The 624-nt window shown below is 75.6% G+C and carries 1 pseudogene; it reads left to right on the top strand.

The window, feature by feature from the left end:
• A pseudogene (locus B7L92_RS38040) lies at positions 1-371 on the top strand (M6 family metalloprotease domain-containing protein); the annotation flags it as partial.
• Between the last annotated feature and the right edge of the window lie 253 nt (positions 372-624).

Raw genomic sequence — 624 nt, 5'->3', positions numbered from 1 at the left:
CGCTGGCGGAGGCGGGCGGCCCGAAGCTCGTCTTCGTCCCACTGGACGGCCGGTCCGGCTACGCCCTCGAACTGCGCACCCGGGCGGGCAACGACGAGGTGGTGTGCCGTCCGGGGATCCTCATCTACAAGGTCGACGCGGACGTGGACACGGGCATGGGCCCCATCACCGTCTACGACTCCCGCCGCGACAGCGGCGGCTGCACCCGCAGCCCGAACGTCCACGCGGAACTGTCGGACGCGACGTTCGTCCCGGGCGAGAGCTTCGTGGACCGGCGGGCGGGGATCCGGGTGGCGGTGGTGTCGGCGGACGAGGACGGGAGCACGTACCGGGTGCGGGTGACACGGGAGCCCCCGAGCGCACAGGACTGAGACGGCGGCGCCGCGGGAGGGAGCGGGCGGCCCGGAGGGAACGGCACCGCTCGCCGACTACCGTAGGCCTGCCGCGATCGCCGTACCGGAGAACCGACGCCCGCCCACACCCCGCGCGACGCCCGGCAGCAGGCCGGTCCCCCGGCTTCCGCACCGGCGACCTGCTCCCGGCCGAACGCACCGTCCCCGGCCCGCTGTTCGCCGCCGAGCGGACACCGCAGGAGCGGCGGACCTGGCGGGCACGACGTGCGGC

It is taken from the genome of Streptomyces viridosporus, from assembly GCF_002078235.1.
GTDB classification, from domain to species: domain Bacteria; phylum Actinomycetota; class Actinomycetes; order Streptomycetales; family Streptomycetaceae; genus Streptomyces; species Streptomyces viridosporus.
The sequence above is the reverse complement of the archived record's forward strand: the minus strand, read 5'-3'. Positions and strand labels throughout refer to the sequence as shown.